The following is a 19908-nucleotide window of genomic DNA, read 5'->3' as shown; positions in this document are numbered from 1 at the left end:
CACTCTGCCAATGGCCATCGCCCCTGCTCCACGGTCCCCGAAGAAGCGCGCCCCTCTGTACGAGGAGGTCGCCGAACATGTGCGTGAGCGCATCTATGACTATCGCCTGCCCCCCGGCGAATGGATCGACGAGCCTGCGCTGTGCAGTGAACTGGGCATCAGCCGCACCCCGCTGCGCGAGGCGTTGAAGCTGCTGGCAGCCGAAGGCCTGGTGCAGATCGACGCCGGGCGCGGCAGCCGGGTAACCCGGCTGACGCTGGAGGACCTCAACCAGCTGTTCCCGGTGATGGCCATGCTGGAGGGCCGCTGCGCGCATGAGGCGGTCAGGCATATCGATGATGCGGGCGTGGCCCAGCTGGAATCCCTGCATGCCGCGATGGAAGCGGCGGCGGCTGACGGCAACATCGCCGAGTATTACCGCAACAACTATCTCATCCACGAAACCGTGCAGCACTATGCCGGCAATCCGTGGCTGATCCGCATCACCCACGACCTGCACCGCATCCTGAAGATGCATCGCGGCCGGCAGCTGCTGACGCCCGGACGCACTGCGCAGTCGCTGGCCGAGCACCGCGAGCTGATGGAGTGCTTCCGTCGCCGTGATGCCGACGCGGCAGAGCGCACGATGGAACGGCACCTGCTCAGCCAGGGCCAGGCACTGGCCGCCTACGTGGCGGCCGGGGGCCTGCTGAACGTACCGGCGCCGCTGCCGACCGAAGGCGGTGCCTGAGCGAGCTGTCGCCCCGCCGGGCGTGGCCCGCATTGCGGGCGGTGGCTGACCCTCTTCCTGTGGCGTCAATCGCCGCAGCTGCCGCCGTCGCTGCCACAGTCCGCAGAGGGGGCATTGCCCTCGTGGGCGCCATCGCTGGCCCAGATCGCGCCGTCCTGGCTGCGTGCCTGCAGTCCGAGCGGGCCCTCGGCGGCTGCCACCAGCAGGCAGACGACGGCGCCGATCAGCGGCAGCAGCCAGATCACCAGCACCTGCGCGGCCCGGTTGCCCGACGACAATTCCTGCCGACGCAGAATGACCCAGCTCGCCAGCAGATTCAGGCCCAGCACCAGCAGGACCGCCAGAAGGGTCACGATCAGCACCAGGCGTCTCCCGGCATGGATATCGGCGCCATTATGGCTCGCCGCCCCGCCAATGGCCCTGCCTGTCATGAAGATGGGACAATGTAGCGCGCGCCGGCCTGCCTCCTGGCCGCCGGGGCCCCCCGCACCACACGGAAGAAGAAGAACAACAACATGCTGAAAGTCATTTTCGATACCGACCCGGGCGTCGACGACGCCCTGGCCCTGCTGTACCTGCACAAGCATCCGCAGATCGACCTGATCGGCGTTACCACCACCTTCGGCAACGCCTCGGTGGAGTCCACCACCCACAACGCGCTGTACCTGAAGCAGGCCTGGGCGCTGACTGCGCCGGTCGCGCGTGGCGCCGCGGGCCCCCTGCAGCCCGATGCCACGCCGGAAGCCTGGCCGGTGCACATCCACGGCCACAATGGCCTGGGCAATCACCCGGTGCCTGCCCAGCTGGACGTGACCGCCGACGCCCGTCCTGCGCACCAGCTGATCATCGATCTGGTGCGGGCCCATCCAGGCGAGGTCACGCTGGTCGCGGTCGGCCGCATGACCAACCTGGCCCTGGCCCTGCAGCAGGCACCGGAGATCGCCGGCCTGGTGCGTGGCGTGGTCATCATGGGGGGGGCCTTCCACGTCAACGGCAACATCACCCCGGCCGCCGAGGCCAATATCTGGGGCGATGCGGAAGCCGCCGACGTGGTGTTCACCGCACAGTGGCCGGTCACCGCGATCGGCCTGGATGTCACCACCCGCGTCGAGATGGACCGTGACGGCCTGGACAAACTGGCTGCGGTCGGGGGTGCCGATGCTGAACTGGTGCGTGCGCTGTCGCAGGATTACGTGGACTTCTACCTGCAGGCCGGCCACAAGGGCATGGTCGTGCACGATTGCTGCGCCTGCATCGCGCTCACCCGCCCGGAGCTGTTCCGCTTCGAGCGCGCAAGCGTGCGCGTGGCCACCGACGGCGTCGCCCGTGGCATGACCATTCCCAAGCCTGAAGGCCTGGCATTCGGCCCCAGCGTATGGGACGGCCACGTGGTGCAGTCGATTGCCATTGGCGTGGATGCCGCCGCCGTGCTGGCCGACATCGAGCAGACGCTGAAGGTGTGACCGGCTAGGATCCGCCCTGCTTGCCAGGGCGGGTCTTCCGCGTCGATGCCGTTTCCGGCAGCGTCCACAGCACCGGCAACACCAGCAATGCGACCAGCGCGATCATCGCGCCCGGTGCCGCCGCCCAGCCGCTGCGCTCCACCCACCACTGCGCCAGCCACGGTGTCGCACCGCCGAAGACGGCCGTGGCCATGGTCACGCCCAGTGCCAGCCCGCTTATCCGGCCCTCGCCCGGAAACTGCTCGGCCGTGGCCGGTGCCGCGACCGCGCTCACGCCACCGGCCACGCAGGCCAGCAGCACCGCCGCCACGGCGATACCCGACGGCGTGGTATGCGCCATCCAGCCGAACAACGACAGCGGCAGCAACGCCGCCAGCACCGTCAGGCCCAACAGCAGCGGGCGCCGGCCGAAGCGATCGGACAACGCACCGCACAAGGGAGTGATGGCGATCACGGCCACCGCCGCGATCGTCGACAGCCACAGGGCATCGCCCTCGTCGTGCCCCTGTGCGTGCAGGAACGCGGGCACATAGGTGATGCCGACGTAGTAGGTGATCGAGCCCAGCGCGGAAATGGCGAAGGTGCGCGCTACCGCCTGCGGATGGTGGCGCAGCACGTGGCGCAGCGGCGTGGCAGGAATGCTGCCCTCGCGACGCTGCCGCTCGAACTCCGGCGATTCATGCATGCCCGAACGCGCGATCAGGATGACCAGCGCCAGTGCAGCACCGACGAAGAACGGAATGCGCCATCCCCAGCTGTCCAGTTGTACCTGCGGCAGCAGCGCGACCGTCAGTGCGGAGATCGCCACCGCCAGCAGCGCGCCCACTTCGCTGGCCGCCGAGGCCAACGAGGTCACCAGTCCACGCCGGCGTGCCGGAGCGCTTTCCAGCAGATAGGCGACTACGCCCGTGTATTCACCGCCCACCGAGAATGCCATCACGCACCGCAGCACCAGCAGCAGCACACCCGCCGTCGTGCCCGCCGTCGCGGCGGTAGGCAGCAGCGCGGTGGCCAGCATGGCTGCAGCCATCAGCGCCATCGAGGCCAGCAGCATCCAGCGCCGCCCCAAGCGGTCGCCGAGGTGACCGAAGCACAGCGCGCCGAGTGGGCGCATCAGGTAGGACACGGCAAATCCCGCAAGGGTGACCAGCATCGCCTGTTCGCCGCCGCCGAAAAACACCCGCGACAGCACCGTGGCGAAATAGAGGTACAGGGTAAAGTCGTACCACTCCACCACGGTGGACAGGCCGGCGACCCACATCGAGCGCTGCTGTGTCGCACTCATCGCCTGTTCGCCTTCGCCACCATCGTTTCCCTGTCTGCTGTCCGTGCGCAGGGTGCCACCACGCGGGTGACGGCACAGTGGACCCGCTGCACGACGGGCGCGGACCGCAGACGGCTCAGGGTGCGCGGCGCAGGGTGATCAGGGTGATCTCCGAGGGCACGCCGATGCGTGCCGGGAAGCCGGCCCACAGTCCCGCACCGTTGCTCACATACAGTGTCATGCCATCGACGCGGTACCGTCCGGAGACGAACCCGCCGTTGGCACGCTTCACCAGCTGGTCCATGCCGAGGATCTGGCCGCCATGGGTATGGCCGGACAGCTGCAGCTTGACCCCGCGTGCGGCCGCGTCCTTCGCATTGCGTGGTCGGTGGTCGAGCAGAATCACCGGGGCGGCCGGATCCGCACCCGCCAGCGCCGCCTCCAGATCGGGCAGCGGCAGGCCATAGCGCGCGGCCACCGGATCGGTGACACCGGCGATCGTCATCGCTGCATCCCTACGCCGCACCTGCACGTGGCTGTTCTCCAGCACCTGCATGTGCAGCGCACGGAACGCCTGCATCCATTCGCTGTACTGGGCGTAGTACTCGTGATTGCCGGTGATGGCGATCACCCCGTCCGGCGCCCTCAGTTCACCCAGGGGCCGGAAGTCATTGCGCCGTGCCTGCACGGTGCCATCGATCAGGTCGCCGGTGATGACGACCAGGTCGGGCGCCAGGGCATTGCTTTCGGCCACGACCTGACGCACCCAGTCGCCGGTCAGCAGGCGGCTGGCGTGGATGTCGGTAAGCTGCAGTACGCGGTAACCCTCGAACGCGGCAGGCAGGCCGGCAATGGCCACCTCGATCTGTCGGGTCTTGGGCACCGCCATGCCCTGGCTCACGCCCCAGGCACTGACCAGCAGAGCCAGCAGGCCTGCGCCCGGGCGCAGCCACGGCGCGCGCAGCGCTGCGGTCACACGGGGCCTGCGCAGAACCCACGCGCCAAGCAGGCCCACGTCCATTACCAGCATCACCAGTGCCAGCAGCAGTACCGCAGTGGAGCCGGTGGCGAGCACGGCGATGGCCAGCTTGGGGATTTCCGGCGAGGCCATCGTGCCCCAGAACGTGGCCACGATCCGCAGCTGGACGGCGATGGCTACCAGCAGCAGGGACAGCAGTACTTTCAACCACACGGGCAGGCGCAGCGGCCAGAACAGGCGAAGGGCCACATACACGCCCATCAGCAAACCAATCGTACTCAGCACTGCGACGTTCCTGGACGAAGACAAGAGCCCGCCATGGTGACGGCTGCGGACAGCGTTGTGTAGAGCCGGGCCATGCCCGGCTGCTCAGTTCGCAGTCGAGCACGCTGGACGCTACGGAAGCCCGAGGCGCTCCACCCGCAGGCGGACAATGCGCCGCTTCTCCATGGCCAGTACGGTGATGCGGGCATCCGCTACTTCGACCGCATCGCCCACATCCGGCAGGCGGCCAAGCTGGTCCAGCACCAGGCCGGAGATGGTCATATAGTCGGCACTGCGGGGCAGCGACACGCCGGCCAGCCGTTGCAGGTCATCCAGCGTCAACGCACCGTCGGCCTCCCATTGGCCCTCGTCCAGCGCCACTACGCCGTAACGCTCGTCCTGGGTATCGACCAGATCGCCCGCGATCGCCGCCAGCAGGTCATTGGCGGTCACCAGGCCTTCCACACTGCCGTACTCGTCCACCGCTACCGCCAGCGGTACCGGGTGCAGGCGGATCAGTTCAAGCGCCTGCAACGCGCTGGCGCTGGACAGCACGTACTGCGGCTGGCGCAGGTTGGCTTCCAGCTGCAGCGGCCTGCCCTGCAGCAGGTCGGCCAGCAGGTCGCGGCTCTGCACCACACCACGCAGGCTGTCCAGATCACCCTCGCCCACGAGCAGGCGCGTGTGCGGCGACGCCACCAGGCGCGCCACCACGTCGTCCTGGCCGCGCGCCAGATCGATCCACTGCACGTCGGTGCGCACGGTCATCACACTGGACACAGGCCGGTCAGCCAGGCCCAGCACGCTGCGGATCATCTCGTGCTCGGCCGGCTGCAGGCGTTCCTCCGGATCACCGTGGTCTTCTTCGCTGGCATCGTCGTGGCCATTGGCCGGACGGGCGCCCAGCAGGCGCAGCACGGCATCGGCAGTGCGCTGACGGAACGGCTGGCGACGCTCGTTGCGCTCGCGGTTGAAGCGCACCCACTGGTTGAAGGCTTCCACCAGGATCGAGAACGCGATCGCCGCGTACAGGTAGCCCTTTGGAATCTTGTAACCCAGCCCCTCGGCGACCAGGCTGAAGCCGATCATCAACAGGAAGCCCAGGCACAGCACCACCACCGTGGGATGCTTGTTGACGAAGCGGGTCAGCGGCTTGCTGGCCACCAGCATCAGTGCCATCGCGATGGTCACCGCGGCATACATCACGCCCAGGTTGTCGACCATGCCCACGGCAGTGATCACCGAGTCCAGCGAGAACACGGCGTCCAGCACTACGATCTGTGCCACCACCATGGCAAAGCTGGCGTAGACCTTCTTGCCGTCTTCCTGGTGACTGCGGCCCTCCAGCCGCTCATGCAGCTCCATGGTGCCCTTGAACAGCAGGAACAGGCCACCGCCCAGCAGGATCAGGTCGCGTCCGGAGAAGCTGTGACCGAACAGCGTGACCAGCGGCTCGGTCAGCTTCATGATCCACGCCAGCGCGGCCAGCAGCACCAGCCGCATCAGCAGCGCCAGGGTCAGGCCGATCACCCGCGCACGGTCGCGCTGGTGCGGCGGCAGTTTGTCGGCAAGGATCGCGATGAACACCAGGTTGTCGATGCCGAGCACGATCTCCAGCACCACCAGGGTTGCAAGTCCCATCCATATCGAGGGGTCAGCCAACCATTCCATTTCGGGTCCGTTTCGTCAGTAGGTCAGGGGGAAAAACAAAAGCTTCAGCCGCCATCGTGCGCCTGCGTCGGGTCGTAGCCGAGCAGGTCGCCGGGTGTGCATTGCAACTCCCGGCAGATGGCATCCAGCGTGGAAAAGCGGATGGCGCGGGCCTTGCCGGTTTTCAGGATGGAAAGATTGGCCAGCGTGATGTCGATGCGCCCCGCCAGCTCGGACAGGGTCATGCCACGCGCCTGCAGCATGCGGTCCAACGTGATCACGACGGCCATCAGGTCAGGTCCATCAGATCAGGCCATCCAGGTCGTCGCGCATCGCCGCGCCGACCGCGAACACGCGCGCCAGCACGAACAGCATCAGTACCGCGACCAGACCGGTGATGGACATGCCTCCGCCCACCTCCATCCAGGCGAAATCAGGCCCCATCCAGGCAGCGTAGAGGCCGATCACGATCGACAGCAGTTCCATCGCCAGCATCAACCAGGCCATGCGCTGCAGACGCCGGGCATTGGCATGGGTGAAGGGGCGTTCGCGGGCAGCGGACCTCAGCATCCGCGCGAGGTGCCGGAGGAACACCAGGCACAGCACCAGCAGGGCAACGATGGTGCCCAGGCCGATGCAGAAGTGCAGGAACAGATCGCCTCCGTGGGCGGCGGCAGTGCGTGCATCATGCACGGCATCCAGCAGCCAGCGGCGGTCGTAGGCGACCAGCGGCACGGCCAGCAGTGCGGCCAGGATGCCCAGCCAGCACATGGCCCGCACGGCCTGCACAGCGGTCTGGGCCAGGGTGAACAAGCCTCGCGCGGGTCTGGCGCGGGCGGCACGAGCGGTCAAGCGGCCTCCGGTATTGGGGTGGCCCTGCCGCCCCGGGGTGGATTTATCGATAAACGATATACCACAGCAACCACGCGCCGTGGATGAACAGCGTGCTCCCGGCCCGCAGCAGTCACCTCAACGCGCGTAGCGGAACACCAGATCGTCAGGATCGACGCGCACCGCGTCCGCATCCAGCACCCCGCCCAGCCGCCGGGCCACGGCCTGCGACGCGAGGTTGTCCGGCGCCATGTAGCTCACCAGCGTCGGCAACGGCAGCGATGTGAACGCCCAGTCGCGCAGGGCGGCCGCGGCCTCGCTGGCGAAGCCCTGCCCTTCTTGGCCGTCGTACAACAGCCAGCCCAGTTCCTTTTCCGGAAACAACGGGCCGTGATTGATGCCGACCTGTCCAATGCAGGCGCCGCTGTCGCTCCGTTCGATCATCAGCGCGCCGTGGCCGAACAAGGGCCAGCTGGCCAGGTCGTGACAGAACTGTCCCCAGGCCGCGACCTCACCAAATGGACCGCCCATGCCGCGCGCACGGGGCGATGCAAGAAAGCTCGCATAGGTGTTGAAATCATCCAGCCGCTGCGGGCGCAGGCGCAACCGTGCGGTATGCAGCGTGGGAATCTCCAGCATCGCCACGGCCGATCTCACTGCACAGCCACACGACCATCATCGCGGCGCCGCAGCGACGGAGGGCGTGGCGCATCGGCGTCGGTGCGCGCCAGCACGGACGCCGGCTGCGCGCTGGCCAAGGCGGGATCGACGGACATGGCGGGCTCCTGCAGTGTCAGACTGCAAGTCTAGGCCGCGCCCTGTGCGATGCGGATGAAGTGCGGCGCCAGGGGGCATGCTGCCCCTCGTGTACCGCCATAGCCGGCATCGCCAGCGCCATGGCGCTCAGCGCGCTCCGGCAATCCCTACCCGGTCGCGTCCCTGCGCCTTGGCCCGATACATGGCGGCATCGGCAGCACGCAGCAGGGAACGCCAGCCCAGTGCATCGGTGCTGCCTTCGGCCACGCCGAAACTGGCAGTGACGCGCAGCACGTTGCCATTGCCCAGCACGATATCCGTCTGCTGCAGTGCGACGCGCAGCGATTCGGCCAACCGGGCGCCCGCGCCGAGATCCCCATCCGCCACCAGCACAAGGAACTCCTCGCCACCGTAGCGGGCGATGCTGTCGGTGTGCCGCATGTGCCTGCGCAGCAGCTGCGCAACCTGCACCAGTACCTCGTCCCCTGCGACGTGGCCATGGCCGTCGTTGATCGCCTTGAAATGATCGACGTCGAGCAGGATCACCACCGCCATGCCGTTGCCTGCGGCGTGCCGCTGCTGCACGTGTTCGTCCAGCGCGCGCCGATTGAGCAACCCGGTCAGCGCATCGGTGCCGGCCAGCTGGCGCAGTTCGCTGGTCAGTGCGGAACGTTCACGTGAGGTCTCGCGCAGCACTTCAATCGCGTCGAACAGCCGCTGCATCTCTGCCAATGGATGAGTGACGTGCTGCGCGGGGCCCGGCGCGTCGGACGCGATCTGCACCACCTGTTCCTGTGCCTGCAGCAGCGGCCGGAGGATCTGCCGGTGGGCGATGCGCAGGGCCACGCCCAGCACCGCCAGCGTGCCCAATGCGGTGGCCCACAACACGGCCAGCCGCGTGGCCTCACGATTCCGCGCCTGTTCGAAGCGCTCGATGGACACGCTCAGGTAGCCGTCGCGCAGTGCTTCCAGCGACTGCAGCGTCGGAACGTAGCGCGCCGTGAATTCCGCGGTGCTCCACGGCGGAGGCCGTCCACGGCGACCGTCCTCGATCAACTGTTCGATCATCGGCAGCGACTCGGCGAAGAACTGCCGGCGTGCCATGTCCCAGTGCCAGGACAGCTCGGGATCACTGCGGAACACCGACTCGTGGCCGCCTGCCAGCCGCCACAGCTCGAGCAGGCGGCCCTCGGTCTGCTGCGCCGCGCGTACCTGCCGGACGTGCCAGGCCCCGGGGACGGCCACCGGTGCCATCACATTCGACGCCAGTCGGCCGCCATGCTCGCGCAGGTCCATCAGGATCTGGCCCTGGATCGCCGGAATCGCCGCTTCGCGGCCGGTGGCCACCAGCACGTTGATCTGCGCCGAACCCAGGCGATGCAGGCGATCGGTCACCATGAACATGCTGTTGATCGCATGCTCCACCTCGTCGACCGTCCGCGCGGCTGCGGGCTTGGCCACGACCCGGTTCACTGCCCCGCGCGCCTGCTGGAGCTGATGCTGCGCCTCGAACAGGGTGCGGCGCTCGTCAGGCAGGGAGGGCCCGGCCAGGATCACGGCATCCATCTGCGTCATCGCCACATCGACCCGCTTTCGCGCCTGTGCCAGCCCCGCCGCGAGCCGCGCGCGTTCGCCGGCATCGGCGCAATCGCTGCCGAGCAGGCTGTTGGCAGGCCCGCGCTCGGCCGACACGAGATTGGCCAGATCAAATGTCTGCCGCAACCGGCGCAGGCTGACGAGGTTGTCCTCCGCTGCGGTGTAGCGCAGCGTGCCCTGGACCAGGGCGATGGCCATCAAGGGCAGCGTGCAGACCACGAACAGCCCGGCCAGGATCCAGACCCAGGTCCGCAACCCGATCGGCGACACCTTGCGGGCCATTCACCATTCCCCTGAAGTGCCGGTCACTGTAGCTGCCGGCTGGCGGCACCCACAAGCGTCCACCGTGGCGCTGCATGGGCCCCCGCTGGCACCGGCAACTATCAGATCCAGCGCTGGTCCACCAGTTCCCGCTTCACATAGGCATAGAACACCGGCGCAGCGACCAGCCCAGGCAGGCCGAAGGCGGCTTCCATCACCAGCATCGACAGCAGCAGTTCCCACGCACGGGCCTGGATCTCGCCACCGACGATGCGGGCATTGAGGAAGTACTCGAGTTTGTGGATCACCACTAGGTACAGCAGCGCCACCACCGCCACGTAGAACGATACCGACAGGGCTACGATGGTGATGACGGTATTGGAGATGATGTTGCCCACCACGGGCAGCAGGCCGGCGATGAACGTGATCAGTACCAGCGTCTTCGACAGCGGCAGGTGCACGCCGAACAGCGGCAGCACCCCCAGCAGGAAAATCGCGGTGAACACGGTATTGAGCAGGGAGATCTTCACCTGCGCGAACACCACCTGGCGGAATGCGGTCGCCAGACGGCCGGTACGGCCGATCAGTTCCTGCGCCAGCGGCCCCATCGTCGGCAACGGAAGCTCGTCGTACAGCGCGATCATCGCCCCGAGCACCATGCCGATCAGCACGCGCACGCCGATCTGCACCGCCGATGTGCCGGCGACGCCCAGCTGCCGCTGGTGCTCTGCCGCCCACTCGTTCAATGCCGCACGCAGTGCCGGCATGTCCTCGGGAATATAGGGCTGCAGCAGTGCCGGCACCTGGTGGCGCGAGGTGTTGAGGATGTCCATCAGGCGGGCCAGCAGCGCATCCGGCCCGCCGGTTTCGGTGCGGAAGAAGGACGCCACGCCGATGCCGGCCAGCACGAGCACGCCGATGATGACGGCCGAAAGCACGATCACCGCGATCGCACGCGCGCGCCCGGGCGGCAGGCGCCCCTCCACTGTCGACGCCAGCAGGTGGGTCAACTGGAACACCAGCAGGCCCGACAGCAGCGTCACCACCAGGCCCAGCTTCAGTACCAGCCACATCCCCAGCAGCATCAATGACCAGGCCGCGATCCTTGCAACGGGGGGCCGGGGCTGGGCAACGAGGGCGTCTTGCATGGCATGAGTCCGGGCGGGGTGGCCCATGGTAGTGGAACGCTCCGGACACCGAAATGAATGGAGTTGGGGCCAGTGCTTCCGATCACAGGCAACGAAACATTCCAGGCTCAGGCCTGCCCGGGTTCCTGCCTGCTGCCTTCACCTGTGCCCGGGCGGCGCTGTCGAGCCACGCAGCATCAGACTGAAATCCAGCGTCTGCTGAAGCGGGACATCGACACCTTCGATGATGGCGAGCAGCAGCTTGACTGCGCGGTCGCCGATCTCCCGCATGGGCTGCCGGATGGTCGTCAGCGGCGGCGTGAGGTAACGCGACGACGCCAGGTCGTCGAAACCGACGATGGACAGCTCCTCGGGCACGCGGACGCCCAGTTCCCGGCAGGCCGCCAGGGTTCCCAGCGCCATCTGGTCACTGAAGCAGAAGATCGCGGTCGGCGCCGATGCGGCGGCCAGCAGTGCCGTCGCCGCCGCATGGCCGGATTCGACGGAGAAGTCACCCGGCACGACACTCAACTGGCGCAGTCGGCCGCGCGCCCTGCCCGCCGCCCGTGCCCCTTCCAGCCGCTGCTGGTGCAGGGGGTTGTCGGGGGGCCCGCCCACCACGGCGATCCGCTCATGTCCCAGTCCGTACAGGTGCTCCATCACCGCACGCGCGGCGGCAGCGTTGTCGATGTGGACACTGGGGAGGCCCAGCGCGGGGTCGAATTCACAGCCGTTGACCACCGGCGCGGCGGCGCCCTGCTGCTCGACGATCGCGCGCGCGGTAGGCGGCAGGCGATGGCCCAGCACGATCAGGCCATCGGCCTCGTTGCGACGGAGCATCTGCGCATAGCGCTCCTCGCGGTCGGGTCGATGCTGGGTGTCACCCAGCAGGACCGCGTAGCCGACGGCCTGGGCCGCGTCTTCGGCACCCTGCAGGATCTGTGCGAAGAACGGGTTGGCAATGTCCGGCACGGTCACCAGGATCTTGCCGCTGCGCTGCGTCTTCAGCGTGCGGGCGACCGTGTTGGGCACATAGCCCAGCGCGGCGGCGGCCTGTTCGATGCGCGTGCGCGTCGCCGGCAGCACTTTGTCCGGCCGGGACAGCGCCCGCGACACCGTACCGGCGGAGACGCCGACGTGCTTGGCGATGTCGTAGATGGTGGCCATGGCGTCAGTTCTTGTTTCCGCTGTGCAGTGCACAACAGGGTTTGCGGGAGACCCTGCTAGGGTAATGCAATCGATTGCATCGCGGGCGAACCACGTTGAAGACGCTCAAGGGTCCGGCGCTGTTCCTGGCGCAGTTCATCAGCGAAACACCTCCTTTTGATCGGCTGGACACGCTGGCCGGCTGGGCTGCGGGCCTGGGCTATTGTGGCGTACAAGTGCCGACGAACGCGCCGCATCTGTTCGATCTGGCCGAGGCCGCGCGCAGCCAGGCGTACTGCGACGACATCAGCGGCATGCTGGCCGACCATGGCCTGCAGATCACCGAGCTGTCCACCCATCTGCAGGGACAGCTGGTCGCCGTCCACCCCGCCTACGACAGCCTGTTCGACGGCTTCGCGCCGGTGGACAAGCGCGGCAACCCCGCCGCGCGCCAAGCCTGGGCGGTGGAACAGTTGAAGCTGGCTGCCCGCGCCAGCCAGCGCCTGGGATTGACCGCGCATGCCACGTTCTCCGGCGCGCTGGCCTGGCCCTACTTCTATCCCTGGCCGCAACGCCCACCGGGACTGGTGGAAGAAGCCTTCGCCGAACTCGGCCGGCGCTGGCGCCCCATCCTGGAGGCGTTCGACGCCAGCGGCGTGGACCTGTGCTTCGAGATCCACCCGGGTGAGGATCTGCACGACGGTGCCACCTTCGAGCGCTTCCTCGATGTGGTGGACCACCACCCACGCGCGAAGATGCTGTACGACCCCAGCCACCTGCTGCTGCAGCAGATCGACTACCTGGGCTTCATCGACCGGTATCACGATCGCATCGGCATCTTCCACGTCAAGGACGCCGAATTCCTGCCCAGCGCGCGCAGCGGCGTCTATGGCGGTTACCAAGACTGGATCGACCGGCCGGGGCGCTTCCGCTCGCTCGGCGACGGCCAGATCGACTTCAAGGCGATCTTCTCCCGGTTCGCGCAGTACGATTTCCCGGGCTGGGCGGTCGTGGAGTGGGAGTGCTGCCTGAAGCACCCGGAGGACGGCGCACGCGAGGGAGCCGCCTTCGTCCGTGACCACATCGTCCGCGTGACCGAACATGCCTTCGACGACTTCGCCGGCAGCGGCACGCCGCCGGAATCACTGCGCCGCATGCTGGGACTCTGAGCCACTACCGCCCCGGGAGGGCAAGCCATGACGCACGCCATGTCGCGCTTGGGCGCGATGATGTTCCTGCAGTTCTTCATCTGGGGCGCGTGGTTCGTGACCCTGGGGACGTATCTGGTGCAGGGCCCGCTGCAGGCCAGCGCCAGCCAGGTGGCCACCGCCTTCCTCAGCCAGTCCATCGGTGCCATCGTCGCCCCGTTCCTGGTCGGCCTGATAGCCGATCGCTACTTTGCGGCGCAGCGCATTCTCGGGGTGCTGCACCTGGCCGGTGCGGTGCTGATGTGGTTCGCATCCACGGCGACGGACTTCAACACGTTCTTCGCTTGTGTCATGGGTTACATGCTGCTTTTCATGCCGACGCTGGCCCTGGCCAACAGCGTGGCGATGCGCCATATGCAGTCGCCTGAGAAGCGGTTCCCGCTGGTGCGCGTGGCCGGCAGTGTCGGCTGGATCGTGGCCGGCGTGCTGATCGGCTGGCTGGGCTGGGAGCAGGCGCATCGGCTCGAACTGACCTTCCGCATGGCGGCGATGGCGTCGCTGGCCCTGGGTCTGTATGCCTTTACCCTGCCGCACACACCGCCGCTGGCCAGGCAGCGCGATGCGGGACTGGGGCAGATCCTGGGCCTGGACTCGCTGCGGCTGCTGAAGTCGCGCTCCTACCTGGTGTTCTTCCTCGCCTCCATCGCCATCTGCATTCCGTTGGCGTTCTACTACAACTTCACCAATCCGTATCTCAACGACCTGGGCGTGCGCGGCGCGGCCGGCCTGCAGTCGCTGGGCCAGGTCTCGGAAGTGCTGCTGATGCTGGCCATGCCGTTCCTGTTCCTCCGCCTGGGGGTCAAGACGATGCTGGCGGTGGGCATGGCCGCGTGGGTGGTGCGCTATGTCATGTTCGCCTTCGGCGATGCGGGCGGTGCGTTCTCCCTGCTGGTGATCGGCATCGTGCTGCACGGCATCTGCTACGACTTCTTCTTCGTCACCGGCCAGATCTATACCGACGCACACGCCGGCCCCGACGCGCGCAGCAGCGCGCAGGGCTTCATCACCCTGGCGACGTACGGCGTAGGCATGCTGATCGGCACGTTCCTGTCCGGTGCGGTGGTGGAGCACTTCACCACGGCGGCGGGTCCGGACTGGCAGCAGATCTGGCTGTTCCCGGCCGGCGTCGCACTGGTGGTGCTGATCGCCTTCCTGCTGCTGTTCCGCGACCGCCCCGCTGTCGCGGCCGCTCCCACCGCACCCTGAGGATCCCATCGGATGTCCAAGCTTGGAATCGCCATCGTCGGCACGGGCATGATCGGTGCGGTGCATCGCCGCGCGGCACTGCTGGCCGGGGCCGAGGTCCGCGGCGTGGCGGCCTCTTCCCCGCAGCGCGCACAGGAGGTGGCGCAGGCGTGGAACGTCGCGCATGCCTACCGCGATATCGAGGAGGTGGTCAGCGATCCGCAGGTGCAGGTCGTGCATGTGTGCACGCCCAACCATCTGCACCGCGCCATGGCGCAGGCCGCGCTGGAAGCCGGCAAGCACGTGATCTGCGAGAAGCCACTGGCCACCACCCTGGACGACGCCCAGGCATTGGCCGCGTTGGCCGCCAGGACCGGTCTGGTCGCTACGGTCCCCTTCGTCTACCGCTATCACCCGGTGGTCCGCGAGGCACGCGCACGCATCGCGCAGGGCGAGCTGGGGCCACTGCACCTGATCCACGGCAGCTACCTGCAGGACTGGCTGCTGGATCCGGCCAGCAACAACTGGCGTGTCGACCCCTCGCTGGGCGGCACCTCGCGCGTGTTCGCCGATATCGGCTCGCACTGGTGCGACCTTGTGGAATGGGTCAGCGGCGAACGCTTCGCCGAGGTCAGTGCCGCGTTCGCCACCGTCATCGCCGAGCGCGGCGCGGTCACCGGGCAGAGCTTCACCACGCCGGCCGCCGGCGGCACGACGCAGGCTGTTTCCAGCGAGGATGTGGCCACGGCGATGTTGCGCACGAGTGCGGGTACGCTCGCCTCGTTGACGGTCAGCCAGGTTTCGGCCGGACGCCACAACCGGCTGTGGTTCGAGATTGACGGCGCCAGGGCCAGCGTGGCCTTCAACCAGGAAGATGCCGAGCGGCTGTGGATCGGCCGGCCCGACCAGCGCGAGGATAGCTTCGTGCGCGGGCCCGGTGCCGGCAGCGCCGAACAACGCAGATTGTCGGTCTTGCCGGCCGGACACGCGCAGGGCTATGGCAACTGCTTCGAAGCGTTTGTCGCCGACACCTACCGTGCCATTGCAGGCGAGCAGCCGGAGGGCCTGCCCACCTTCGATGACGGCCTGCGCTCGGCGCGGATCGTCACACGTGTCATCGCATCCGCCAGGTCACGTGCCTGGACGGCCATCGATTGAATTCCCGGAGGACTGCCTGATGAACATCCGTATCCGCAGGACCGCAAGCCTTGCACTGCTGCTGCTCGTTGCCCTGCCCGCCTTCGCGCGCGATGCCAGCGACCTGCACACGCCCATCGCGGTGCAGATGTACACGTTGCGCAATGCCGGCTCGCTCGACCAGCAGCTGAAGATCGTCCACGACGCCGGCGTGCGCGCCGTGGAAACCGTCGGTACGCAGAATGTCAGCGCTGCCGAACTCAAGCAGCTGCTCGACAAGTATTCGATCAAGGCGATTTCCTCGCACACGCAGCTGGCCGATCTGCGCAGTGACCTGGATGGCGTGGTCGCCTTCAACCGGGCCATCGGCAACACCACGCTGGTAGTGCCCTATCTGGCCGAGAAAGACCGCCCCACCGACGCTGCCGGCTGGACGGCGCTGGGCAAGGAACTGGGCCAGCTCTCGAAGCAGGCCCGTGCCAAGGGCATGCGCCTGGCCTATCACAACCACGACTTCGAGCTGGTCGACTTCGATGGCACGACCGGACTGGAACTGCTGTTCGCCGCGGCCGGCCCCGATCTGCAGACCGAGCTGGACCTGGCCTGGGTCGCACGGGCCGGCCATGACCCGGTGGTGATGCTGGGCAGATTCAAAGGCCGCCTGTTCGCGGTGCACGCCAAGGACAATGCCCCGAAGGGCCAGGCTGAGGATGAAGGCGGCTTCGCCGCCGTGGGCCAGGGCGTCCTGGACTGGAAAGCGATCCTGCCCGCCGCCGCCACGGCCGGCGCGCAGTGGTACATCCTCGAGCATGACCAACCCCGCGATCCAGCCACCGTCATCCGCACCGGTGCGGACTATCTGCGTGAACACCTGACTGCCCGCGTGCCTGCCGGTGCACAGCGCTAGCCCGCGAAGGAGCCTTGTTTGAAAACGATTCTGAAAGTGACTGCCACGCTGTGCGGCACCCTGCTGGCCGCCGTGGCGTGGTGCAAGGAAGACCCTGCCGCCGGAGCGCAGCTCTACGCAACGCACTGCGTGGCCTGCCACGGTGCGGAGCGCGCCGGCGTGCCGCCGACGTTCCCTGCGCTCACCGACGTCAGCAAACGGCTTCAGCCCGCGCAGATCAAGGACAAGATCAAGCAGGGCGGCGGCTTGATGCCCCCCTTCCCGCAGCTGTCGCAGCAGGAGATCGACAACATCGCCAGCTACCTGGCGAAGTAGGCATGAGGGTGCGCTACAGCTCGCGCACCCAGATGTTGCGGTAGCTCACCCTGGCGTCGTGCTCCTGCAGGTACAGCGGCGCACAGGCATGTGGCGCGTAGGAAGGCGCGCCGATGTACTCGGTCTTGCCCGCCAGCACCGTGTCGTCCTGCACCAGCACACCGTTGTGCAGCACGGTGATGCGGGCCGGCGAGGTGAGCCCGCCGCCTGCCGAGAAGCGCGGGGCCTTCCAGATGATGTCGTAGGCCTGCCACTCGCCGGGCGCACGCGAGGCATTCACCAACGGAATGGCCTGCTTGTACATCGATCCGGCCTGGCCGTTGGCATAGGTGGGATTGTTGTAGCTGTCGAGCACCTGCAGTTCGTACACCTCCTGCAGGAAGATGCCACTGTTGCCGCGGTGCTGGCCGTCGAATCCGGTGGTCGCGGTGGGCGTGCGCCACTCGACATGCAGCTGGACATCGCAGAAGTGCTGCCTGGTGCGGATGCCCTTGCTGCCGGGCACCACGGTCAGCGCGCCATCGGCAACGGTCCAGGGCACGGGTCCGCCCTGCTCCGACTCCCAGCGCGACAGATCCTTGCCATCGAACAGCACGATCGCATCGGAGGGCGCGCGGCCCGGTGGCGTCGCCACGACCGCGGGAACCGGCGTCCACACCTCGGTCTTCGCCGGATCGCGCGCAGGGTCGCCGCCGTCCTGCGCGAACACGGGTGCGATGCCGAGCAGGCAGGCCACTGTCAGGAGAGGTCGGTTCATCGTGCTTCCGGATCAAGGTGGAGGGTCGAGGCGTGGAGGTCCATCAGCTGGTCCCCCACGCCGGCGTGCCGGGCGTATAGGCAAGATCGCCGTCATAGCGACCCGGCACCGCAACGTACTTCAGCACTTCGGTCGCACCGACCTTCGAGGTGAAGAAGCCGAAGATGACCAGCTGCTTGATCATCGTGAAGTAGTGCGGCGCAGCCTCCCCCTCTTCCGCGGCACCGGTCTCGGTGACCTCGACGACGTGCGCCCGGGCTTCCGCATCCAGGGTGCGCAACAGTTCGCTGCGGGCCTGCGAGGGGAGCGACACGAAGCGGCCACCGGCACGCTTGTCGATATCGACCAGGCCGGCGCGGAATATCGCCTGCTGCCGGGGGGTGTAGCAATCGGTGACGAACAGCGCCATGAACGGGCCCGCGCCGGCATCCTTCGCGCCCGGCGTTGTGGTTCGCGGCAGGATGGTTTCAGCGATCTCGTCCAGCATGCTGATGTCAGCGGCAGAGAACGCGGCCTTCGATCCTGTCGTCGCGCTCTGCCCTGCGGCCAGTGCGGGCAGGCCCACCATGGCCGCGCCGGTGGCGGCGACGATCATCTTCAACAGTTCGCGACGGTCCATCACAGGTTCCCCGCTTTCAGTTCGCGTACGGCATGGTCGGCGGCCCGTGCCGTCAGCGCCATGTACGTCAGCGATGGATTCACGCACGCGCTGGAGGTCATGCAGGCGCCATCAGTCACATAGACATTCGGCGCATCCCAGACCTGATTGTGCTGGTTGAGCACGGAGCTTCTGCGATCGCGGCCCATGCGGGCCGTGCCCATTTCATGGATGCCCTTGCCCGGGGCGTAGTCGTTGTCGTGCATCTCCACGTCCTTGACGCCGGCTGCCTCCAGCATCTCGGCAGCGTCGGCCGCCATGTCCTTGCGCATCGCCAGTTCGTTCGAGCGCATCGAAACGTCCATCGCCAGCACCGGCAGCCCCCACTTGTCCTTGCGCTGCGGATCCAGGCGGATCGTGTTGTCGTGGTGCGGCAGCATCTCGCCGAATCCGGTCATGCCGATGCGCCAGTCGCCCGGCAGGGTCAGGGCCTCCTTCAGGTCGGCACCGATGTTCAGCTCGGCGATCTCGCGCGACCACCCGGTGCGGCTGGCACCGCCCTGGTAGCCGAATCCGCGCAGGTAGCTGCGCTTGTCCGCAGCGACGTTGCGGAAGCGCGGAATGTAGAAGCCGCAGGGGCGGCGACCGAAGTAGTACTTGTCGTCGTAACCCTCGACCCGGCCGGAGGCACCGGCACCAAAATGATGGTCCATCACGTTGTGCCCCAGCTCGCCGGATGACGACCCCAGGCCGCCCTCCCAGACATCGGTGGCCGAGTTCATCAGCATCCAGGTCGAGTTGAAGGAGGATGCGTTGAGGAAAATGACCTTGGCCGTGTACTGATAGGTCAGCCCGGTCTCGGCATCGATGACCTCCACACCGCGCGCGCGCTTGCGGTCCTTGTCGTACAGCACTTCCTTGACGATCGAGAAGGGCCGCAATGTCAGATTGCCCGTTTTCATCGCCGCCGGCAGCGTCGCCGCCTGGGTCGAGAAGTAGGCACCGAAGGGACAGCCCAGGATGCACTTGTTGCGGTACTGGCAGTTCACGCGCCCCTGCTCGGGCATCGGCTGGGTGATGTTGGCGGTACGCGAGTGGATCATGTGCCGCGTTCCGCCAAACGCCTTCCTGATCCGCGCGGCCACATCCTTCTCGACGATGTTCAGCGGGATCGGCGGCAGAAATTCGCCGTCCGGCAGCACGTCCAGTCCCTCGCGCGTACCGGCGATGCCGGCGAACTTCTCCACATGGTCGTACCAGGGTGCGATGTCGGCGTAGCGGATCGGCCAGTCAGTAGCGATGCCGTCCTTGAGGTTGGCTTCGAAATCCAGGTCGGAGAAGCGGTAGCTCTGCCGCCCCCACATCAGCGAACGGCCGCCTACGTGGTAGCCACGGAACCAGTCGAAGCGCTTGGTCTCCACGTACGGCGATTCCTGCTCATTGGCCCACATCCCTTCCAGGTTCTCGGCCAGGCCGTAGTCGCGCATCAATACGGGAAAGGCGGCCTTCATCGCCTGTGTCGGCCGGTTTCGATGCGGGAAATCCCAGGGCTCCTTCATCGCATTGACGTAGTCCTTGACGTGCTCGATGTTGCGCCCGCGTTCCAGCATCAGGACCTTCAGGCCTTTCTCGGTCAGTTCCTTCGCCGCCCAACCGCCACTGATTCCCGAGCCAACAACGATGGCGTCGTAATGATTGTCTGCCATGGGTCTACTTCACCTGGGTGGATATCGT

The 19908-nt window shown here is 67.3% G+C and carries 21 protein-coding genes; 7 read left to right on the top strand and 14 right to left on the bottom strand.

Annotated features, from left to right (window positions below):
* The first annotated feature begins 10 nt into the window (after positions 1-10).
* Positions 11-730, top strand: a complete 720-nt coding sequence (locus tag ACZLIF_RS05530) for a GntR family transcriptional regulator (protein WP_065174583.1) — start codon at positions 11-13, stop codon at positions 728-730.
* Positions 731-795: 65 nt separating this feature from the next.
* On the opposite strand, the gene ACZLIF_RS05525 is transcribed toward ACZLIF_RS05530, so the two are convergent.
* Positions 796-1092, bottom strand: coding sequence for a hypothetical protein (locus ACZLIF_RS05525; RefSeq protein ID WP_128989348.1), 297 nt, complete (start codon positions 1090-1092; stop codon positions 796-798).
* Between the two features lie 153 nt (positions 1093-1245).
* On the opposite strand from ACZLIF_RS05525, the gene ACZLIF_RS05520 reads away from it, so the two are divergent.
* Positions 1246-2193, top strand: a complete 948-nt coding sequence (locus ACZLIF_RS05520; protein WP_065174581.1) for a nucleoside hydrolase — start codon at positions 1246-1248, stop codon at positions 2191-2193.
* Positions 2194-2197: 4 nt separating this feature from the next.
* Here ACZLIF_RS05520 and ACZLIF_RS05515 read toward each other — a convergent pair whose 3' ends face one another.
* From ACZLIF_RS05515 to ACZLIF_RS05470, 10 genes are all read right to left on the bottom strand, one after another.
* Positions 2198-3478 (bottom strand): MFS transporter, encoded by a 1281-nt coding sequence (locus ACZLIF_RS05515; RefSeq protein WP_128989350.1) that lies wholly within the window; start codon positions 3476-3478, stop codon positions 2198-2200.
* A 115-nt stretch (positions 3479-3593) separates the two neighbouring features.
* On the bottom strand, positions 3594-4721 hold the full coding sequence (locus ACZLIF_RS05510; protein ID WP_241685977.1) for a metallophosphoesterase: 1128 nt from the start codon (positions 4719-4721) through the stop codon (positions 3594-3596).
* A gap of 111 nt (positions 4722-4832) precedes the next feature.
* Positions 4833-6371, bottom strand: a complete 1539-nt coding sequence (locus ACZLIF_RS05505) for a TerC family protein (protein WP_128989352.1) — start codon at positions 6369-6371, stop codon at positions 4833-4835.
* Between the two features lie 44 nt (positions 6372-6415).
* Positions 6416-6640, bottom strand: coding sequence for a helix-turn-helix domain-containing protein (locus tag ACZLIF_RS05500; protein ID WP_065174577.1), 225 nt, complete (start codon positions 6638-6640; stop codon positions 6416-6418).
* A 13-nt stretch (positions 6641-6653) separates the two neighbouring features.
* A complete protein-coding gene (locus ACZLIF_RS05495) occupies positions 6654-7121 on the bottom strand; it encodes a DUF2975 domain-containing protein (protein ID WP_065174736.1) in 468 nt (155 codons plus the stop codon).
* 198 nt (positions 7122-7319) lie between these two features.
* Positions 7320-7820: a GNAT family N-acetyltransferase gene (locus ACZLIF_RS05490; RefSeq protein WP_128989354.1), complete on the bottom strand. Its 501-nt coding sequence runs from the start codon at positions 7818-7820 to the stop codon at positions 7320-7322.
* Between the two features lie 14 nt (positions 7821-7834).
* The gene (locus ACZLIF_RS05485) at positions 7835-7957 is read right to left on the bottom strand and encodes a hypothetical protein (RefSeq protein WP_277750623.1); all 123 of its coding nucleotides are present in this window, start codon (positions 7955-7957) and stop codon (positions 7835-7837) included.
* A gap of 127 nt (positions 7958-8084) precedes the next feature.
* Positions 8085-9815: a GGDEF domain-containing protein gene (locus ACZLIF_RS05480; RefSeq protein ID WP_128989356.1), complete on the bottom strand. Its 1731-nt coding sequence runs from the start codon at positions 9813-9815 to the stop codon at positions 8085-8087.
* Positions 9816-9916: 101 nt separating this feature from the next.
* Positions 9917-10942 carry an AI-2E family transporter gene (locus tag ACZLIF_RS05475; protein WP_053516238.1) on the bottom strand — a complete coding sequence of 342 codons (1026 nt, stop codon included), beginning with the start codon at positions 10940-10942 and terminating at the stop codon, positions 9917-9919.
* Positions 10943-11080: 138 nt separating this feature from the next.
* Positions 11081-12088: a LacI family DNA-binding transcriptional regulator gene (locus ACZLIF_RS05470; RefSeq protein WP_128989358.1), complete on the bottom strand. Its 1008-nt coding sequence runs from the start codon at positions 12086-12088 to the stop codon at positions 11081-11083.
* A 95-nt stretch (positions 12089-12183) separates the two neighbouring features.
* Here ACZLIF_RS05470 and ACZLIF_RS05465 point away from each other — a divergent pair, with 95 nt between their 5' ends.
* The 5 genes from ACZLIF_RS05465 to ACZLIF_RS05445 are packed head-to-tail and all read left to right on the top strand — an operon-like array spanning position 12184 to position 16819.
* Positions 12184-13236, top strand: coding sequence for a sugar phosphate isomerase/epimerase family protein (locus tag ACZLIF_RS05465; RefSeq protein WP_478462398.1), 1053 nt, complete (start codon positions 12184-12186; stop codon positions 13234-13236).
* A 27-nt stretch (positions 13237-13263) separates the two neighbouring features.
* On the top strand, positions 13264-14481 hold the full coding sequence (locus ACZLIF_RS05460; RefSeq protein WP_128989362.1) for a nucleoside permease: 1218 nt from the start codon (positions 13264-13266) through the stop codon (positions 14479-14481).
* Positions 14482-14493: 12 nt separating this feature from the next.
* Positions 14494-15618 carry a Gfo/Idh/MocA family protein gene (locus tag ACZLIF_RS05455; protein ID WP_111186024.1) on the top strand — a complete coding sequence of 375 codons (1125 nt, stop codon included), beginning with the start codon at positions 14494-14496 and terminating at the stop codon, positions 15616-15618.
* 19 nt (positions 15619-15637) lie between these two features.
* Positions 15638-16504, top strand: a complete 867-nt coding sequence (locus ACZLIF_RS05450) for a sugar phosphate isomerase/epimerase family protein (protein WP_128989364.1) — start codon at positions 15638-15640, stop codon at positions 16502-16504.
* Between the two features lie 27 nt (positions 16505-16531).
* Entirely contained in the window at positions 16532-16819 is a 288-nt protein-coding gene (locus tag ACZLIF_RS05445) for a c-type cytochrome (RefSeq protein ID WP_241685978.1), read from the top strand.
* Positions 16820-16832: 13 nt separating this feature from the next.
* On the opposite strand, the gene ACZLIF_RS05440 is transcribed toward ACZLIF_RS05445, so the two are convergent.
* From ACZLIF_RS05440 to ACZLIF_RS05430, 3 genes are read right to left on the bottom strand one after another with little or no spacing between them, the layout of a single operon-like run.
* Positions 16833-17576: a 3-keto-disaccharide hydrolase gene (locus ACZLIF_RS05440; protein WP_128989366.1), complete on the bottom strand. Its 744-nt coding sequence runs from the start codon at positions 17574-17576 to the stop codon at positions 16833-16835.
* Between the two features lie 43 nt (positions 17577-17619).
* Positions 17620-18195, bottom strand: coding sequence for a gluconate 2-dehydrogenase subunit 3 family protein (locus ACZLIF_RS05435; protein ID WP_053516689.1), 576 nt, complete (start codon positions 18193-18195; stop codon positions 17620-17622).
* A complete protein-coding gene (locus ACZLIF_RS05430) occupies positions 18195-19880 on the bottom strand; it encodes a GMC oxidoreductase (RefSeq protein ID WP_128989368.1) in 1686 nt (561 codons plus the stop codon). Before ACZLIF_RS05430 ends, ACZLIF_RS05435 begins: the two co-directional genes overlap by 1 nt.
* Positions 19881-19908 lie beyond the last annotated feature (28 nt).

Source organism: Stenotrophomonas sp. 2201_Sma (assembly GCF_056486685.1).
Note: the sequence above shows the minus strand (reverse complement) of the source record. Positions and strands in the feature narration are given on the sequence as shown.

What these genes read in the sequence shown, in the direction of transcription:
- ACZLIF_RS05520 (WP_065174581.1), top strand. Translation starts at nt 1,246, where the DNA reads ATGCTGAAAGTCATTTTCGATACCGACCCGGGCGTCGACGACGCCCTG.
- ACZLIF_RS05430 (WP_128989368.1), bottom strand. Translation starts at nt 19,880, where the DNA reads ATGGCAGACAATCATTACGACGCCATCGTTGTTGGCTCGGGAATCAGT.
- ACZLIF_RS05505 (WP_128989352.1), bottom strand. Translation starts at nt 6,371, where the DNA reads ATGGAATGGTTGGCTGACCCCTCGATATGGATGGGACTTGCAACCCTG.
- ACZLIF_RS05475 (WP_053516238.1), bottom strand. Translation starts at nt 10,942, where the DNA reads ATGCAAGACGCCCTCGTTGCCCAGCCCCGGCCCCCCGTTGCAAGGATC.
- ACZLIF_RS05480 (WP_128989356.1), bottom strand. Translation starts at nt 9,815, where the DNA reads ATGGCCCGCAAGGTGTCGCCGATCGGGTTGCGGACCTGGGTCTGGATC.
- ACZLIF_RS05530 (WP_065174583.1), top strand. Translation starts at nt 11, where the DNA reads ATGGCCATCGCCCCTGCTCCACGGTCCCCGAAGAAGCGCGCCCCTCTG.
- ACZLIF_RS05515 (WP_128989350.1), bottom strand. Translation starts at nt 3,478, where the DNA reads ATGAGTGCGACACAGCAGCGCTCGATGTGGGTCGCCGGCCTGTCCACC.
- ACZLIF_RS05485 (WP_277750623.1), bottom strand. Translation starts at nt 7,957, where the DNA reads ATGTCCGTCGATCCCGCCTTGGCCAGCGCGCAGCCGGCGTCCGTGCTG.
- ACZLIF_RS05460 (WP_128989362.1), top strand. Translation starts at nt 13,264, where the DNA reads ATGACGCACGCCATGTCGCGCTTGGGCGCGATGATGTTCCTGCAGTTC.
- ACZLIF_RS05470 (WP_128989358.1), bottom strand. Translation starts at nt 12,088, where the DNA reads ATGGCCACCATCTACGACATCGCCAAGCACGTCGGCGTCTCCGCCGGT.
- ACZLIF_RS05500 (WP_065174577.1), bottom strand. Translation starts at nt 6,640, where the DNA reads ATGGCCGTCGTGATCACGTTGGACCGCATGCTGCAGGCGCGTGGCATG.
- ACZLIF_RS05455 (WP_111186024.1), top strand. Translation starts at nt 14,494, where the DNA reads ATGTCCAAGCTTGGAATCGCCATCGTCGGCACGGGCATGATCGGTGCG.
- ACZLIF_RS05435 (WP_053516689.1), bottom strand. Translation starts at nt 18,195, where the DNA reads ATGGACCGTCGCGAACTGTTGAAGATGATCGTCGCCGCCACCGGCGCG.
- ACZLIF_RS05490 (WP_128989354.1), bottom strand. Translation starts at nt 7,820, where the DNA reads ATGCTGGAGATTCCCACGCTGCATACCGCACGGTTGCGCCTGCGCCCG.
- ACZLIF_RS05440 (WP_128989366.1), bottom strand. Translation starts at nt 17,576, where the DNA reads ATGAACCGACCTCTCCTGACAGTGGCCTGCCTGCTCGGCATCGCACCC.
- ACZLIF_RS05450 (WP_128989364.1), top strand. Translation starts at nt 15,638, where the DNA reads ATGAACATCCGTATCCGCAGGACCGCAAGCCTTGCACTGCTGCTGCTC.
- ACZLIF_RS05495 (WP_065174736.1), bottom strand. Translation starts at nt 7,121, where the DNA reads ATGTGCTGGCTGGGCATCCTGGCCGCACTGCTGGCCGTGCCGCTGGTC.